This is a genomic window from Streptomyces sp. NPDC059851 (assembly GCF_042732005.1).
Classification (GTDB): domain Bacteria; phylum Actinomycetota; class Actinomycetes; order Streptomycetales; family Streptomycetaceae; genus Streptomyces.
In genome coordinates, this window is sequence record NZ_JBHWJJ010000271.1 from 1 (window position 1) to 3,364 (window position 3,364).

Sequence of the window (3,364 nt, forward strand, 5' to 3'; positions counted from 1 at the left end):
TCTCGATCAACAGCTCAGGGGCCTCGTCCGTTGCGCTTCACGGCCCATCACCCGATCGGTGGCCAACTCGAAGAAGCTCACTGGTTGAAATGCCTGTGTGAACCAAGGCGAGCGTCTACGCTCGAAAGGCGATTATCTGTGGACGTAATTCGTCCACTTAGAGCGTTGATCTGATTTTGCAAAGCGGTGATCGCATCGCGCAAGGCTTTGAGCTCTTTTCGGACGTCGATGTTGCTGACTACAAGGCGCCCACTGACTGTTACGTCACCTTCGAACATTCCAGCTGGATTGCCTTTTCCGAAAATTCCAGGGCCTCTATCTGCGAGCTGATATCCCGCTACTCCGGCGGCCCCCTGAGCACGTGCATGGCCTTTTACTCCAAAAGCTCCCTCCTTGCCGTCGCCCCAGATAGCGGCAGGGCCGTTGGCTGTTCCGGTCGTTTCCCCGTAGACGCCGCACCACGTCTCACTGACTCCGGCGACTCCCGTCCCGAAGGCTGTCCCTAGCACTCCATGACCGCCGTTCGTGCTTCGGCTTGCTCCCACTACCCCCATCCAGTTAGTGCTTTTGCCCATTATGGCGGTACCGTCGTTATTGTTTTCCAAAACAGCCATGTCGCAATTCCTCTTCCTCTTTTGGGGGTTGAGCGGAAATGCCCCAGCCTGGAGATCGCCTTGCTGTGCTGCTAGGCGTTTCGGCCTGTTCGTGCCTCTCCTTCAGGTTGCTCCGCATGGCTCCATTGTCCTCCGCTGGAGGGTAGAGTTCCAGCCCTATCTGTTGACGGCTCAAATGTTGGCCTATCAAGCAGGATCGAAAACGCTCCCGTTCACCTCGCGGGTTGCAAGAATTTCGCAACCGTCTAAAGCTGACTAAATGTAAGAAGGGGTTTTCAAGCGCCGGATTTTATGTGGACGGCCCCCAACAGGCCGCAGGGCAAAGTAAGTTGGGCTCCGCGCCGCCGCCGGCCCGGCAGGCGCCGACTGGTGGGTCGGGTGGTCGCGACGCTCGCCGTGGAGGTGCTGCACGCCGCGGGGGACGGGCTGGTGGATGCCGGTGCCGTGCTCGCCGACCGGCTGTCGGGGCTGGACCGGGACGAGGAGGCGCTGGTCTGGTACCTCTGGGCGGCCGAGCGGGGGCATGTCGGGGCGATGAACGCGGCAGCCTGCTGGTACCGCGACGGCTTCGGCACCGCACCGGACCCGGTGCAGGCCGTGCGCTGGTTCTTCATCATGCTCGCGCACGGCAACGCGGACGGCGTCCACGAGGCGATCCAATTGGCGAAGACCGGGGTCTTGGACGAAGACCAGATCCGTGAGGCGGGCCGACTCGCCGCTGACCCCGGGGCCGCCGAGGCCCTGATCGACACATCTCTGAGTGGCGGACGCACCTGACGCCACCGCGTGCGGATCTCCTGCAACTGCTGGTCGACCTGGCCCCACGGGCCGAGGCGGCCGGACACCCTGGCACGGTCGGTGACAAGAGTGAGCGCGTCCCGCACGGCTGGATCCGCGAACCGCGGTCGGGCCCGGACCTACCGTGCCACTGCCCTGCCAGGCTTTTGCCCACGTATCCGGGTGGTGAAGGGAGCAAGGCCATGACCTCGCATCCCGAACGCCTGCCCGCCTCGGCGGACCACGCCAGCGGCGGCGTCGCCGTGGTCTTCGAACCGGGACCCCAGCGGGTGCTGGCCCGCGTGCGAGATCGACATGGACGACGCCGCCGACCTGCGCCGGGACCTCACCGTGGCCCTGGCTGCCAGCCGCAGCGGACTCGACATCGACCTGGCCGCCGTCACCTTCTGTGACAGCTCAGGCCTGCACGTCCTGCTGGACCTGGACCGGCTCGCCCTACAGACCGGGAAGACCCTCGTCCGCACCGCACTGGCCAGCGCACGGGACTGTTGGGCAGCCGCTTGTCGAAGGCCTTCTTCCCGGCCGGGGTGACGGCAGTGGCGTGGTGTTCGCCCTTGCCGACGTCCAGGCCGAGGAAGGCGCCGATGTCACTCGTGTCGATCACGTGCGTCCTCCGGTCGTCGCTGTGCTCGTCGCCTTGTACGGCGCTGCGGATCGCTCGGTGCAGGTGGTAGGGCCACAGCGCGTACGGGTTTTCGCTGATCAGGCGGCGTTCGGTCAGGCGGCGGGCGGGGGCCTGGTGTGTGAGGCCGGCGGTCTGGGTGGCGAGGTCGAGATCGAAGGCGTCCAGCAGGGCGACGCTGCGCAGCAGGTGCCGTTCCTCGGGGGTCAGGTCGGAGAGGGTGCGTGCGAGAAGGGCGGGGAAAGAGCAGTCGAAGTCGGCGGCGGTGGGGGTGCGGCCGGTCCGGCTGCGGCCACCGATGACGAAGAAGGCGGACGGCCCACCGTGCTTCCAGCCGGGAGCGGAAGCGGTGCCCGGCGTAGCTGGTCTCTATGGCTCGGATGGACACCTGGTCTCCGTTCAGACGGTGCGGTGACTTGTTACGGCAGCGCCGGGAGGGTTCGCCAGCATCCGGCATCCCGGTCAGGTGGACACGAGGGGATGGTGGCACAGCGCACCGACAACGAGATACTGGCAGACATGGCAGAAGGCACAGATCGCCAACAGGACGTCACCTACCAGGCGCCGGTCGGTTGCGTTGACCTCAGGGCGTTCGACGACGACGGCAACTCGTACGACATCCATGCGTGCCACGACTGTCTCCCGTGGCACGCCGAGGTCGTGGTCATCGAGGGGGACATCCTCGTCAGGGAATGGCATGCCGTCGGCTGCCCGCAGTTCCAGCAGCACATCAGGGACTGAGTAGATGCCCCAAGGTTGTGCCGTGAGCGTCAGCCCTCGAGGCCCTGGTGCATAAGCTCTCGGCCATGAGCGAGGAGAGCCTGCACCAGATCCTGGGCGACATCGAGCGGTCGGTCCGTGACTTCACCGGCGCCGAAGCCGCCCTCGCGAAAGCCGAACAGCGGCGCGACCACACCCGCCAGGCCGTGCTGGAGCAGGTCGAGCGAATGCATGCCGAGGTGGATACCGTCCACGCCCCCGAGCTGATCGGCGTGCTCAGGCACCTGTACTGGCAGCAGCCCGGCATCCACGGACGCCCCCTCGCAGAGGCCGCCGGCCTCCACCTCAACGACATGCTCGCCGCGATCGGCCCGGCACCCTCGGGGATCCGCTGCGCCCACCGCGGCACGGAACAGCTGCGCACCAGCCGACCGGTCCTGGAAGCCGCCGCTTCTTCCTGGAGGACGAAGCGGTCGCGGATCGTCTCACAGGCCCAGGTGTCGGCGCGGGTCAGGGAGCGTTTTCAGCGGTGAGTTTCCAGGGTGAGGATGGCTTTGACGATTGACGTAAGTCCGTTGGGGCTGCAGCGGGCTTTGCGGAGGATGCGCCA

The 3,364-nt window shown here is 66.0% G+C and carries 5 protein-coding genes and 1 pseudogene; 4 read left to right on the forward strand and 2 right to left on the reverse strand.

Features of this window, described 5'->3' with window-relative positions:
• Positions 1–77: 77 nt before the first annotated feature.
• Positions 78–614: a hypothetical protein gene (locus tag ACFV7Q_RS38565; RefSeq protein WP_385435621.1), complete on the reverse strand. Its 537-nt coding sequence runs from the start codon at positions 612–614 to the stop codon at positions 78–80.
• Positions 615–992: 378 nt separating this feature from the next.
• On the opposite strand from ACFV7Q_RS38565, the gene ACFV7Q_RS38570 reads away from it, so the two are divergent.
• Together ACFV7Q_RS38570 and ACFV7Q_RS38575 are read left to right on the forward strand one after the other, a co-directional pair.
• The gene (locus tag ACFV7Q_RS38570; protein ID WP_385435622.1) at positions 993–1,391 is read left to right on the forward strand and encodes a hypothetical protein; all 399 of its coding nucleotides are present in this window, start codon (positions 993–995) and stop codon (positions 1,389–1,391) included.
• Positions 1,392–1,706: 315 nt separating this feature from the next.
• Positions 1,707–1,943, forward strand: coding sequence for an STAS domain-containing protein (locus tag ACFV7Q_RS38575; protein ID WP_385435623.1), 237 nt, complete (start codon positions 1,707–1,709; stop codon positions 1,941–1,943).
• Here ACFV7Q_RS38575 and ACFV7Q_RS38580 read toward each other — a convergent pair.
• Positions 1,888–2,016: pseudogene (locus ACFV7Q_RS38580) on the reverse strand (IS110 family transposase); the annotation flags it as partial. The gene ACFV7Q_RS38575 and the pseudogene ACFV7Q_RS38580 sit on opposite strands and share 56 nt — an antisense overlap.
• On the opposite strand from ACFV7Q_RS38580, the gene ACFV7Q_RS38585 reads away from it, so the two are divergent.
• Together ACFV7Q_RS38585 and ACFV7Q_RS38590 are read left to right on the forward strand one after the other, a co-directional pair.
• Entirely contained in the window at positions 1,954–2,775 is an 822-nt protein-coding gene (locus ACFV7Q_RS38585; protein ID WP_385435625.1) for a hypothetical protein, read from the forward strand. The pseudogene ACFV7Q_RS38580 and the gene ACFV7Q_RS38585 sit on opposite strands and share 63 nt — an antisense overlap.
• A 65-nt stretch (positions 2,776–2,840) precedes the next feature.
• Positions 2,841–3,287: a hypothetical protein gene (locus ACFV7Q_RS38590; protein WP_385435624.1), complete on the forward strand. Its 447-nt coding sequence runs from the start codon at positions 2,841–2,843 to the stop codon at positions 3,285–3,287.
• The last annotated feature ends 77 nt before the right edge of the window (positions 3,288–3,364 follow it).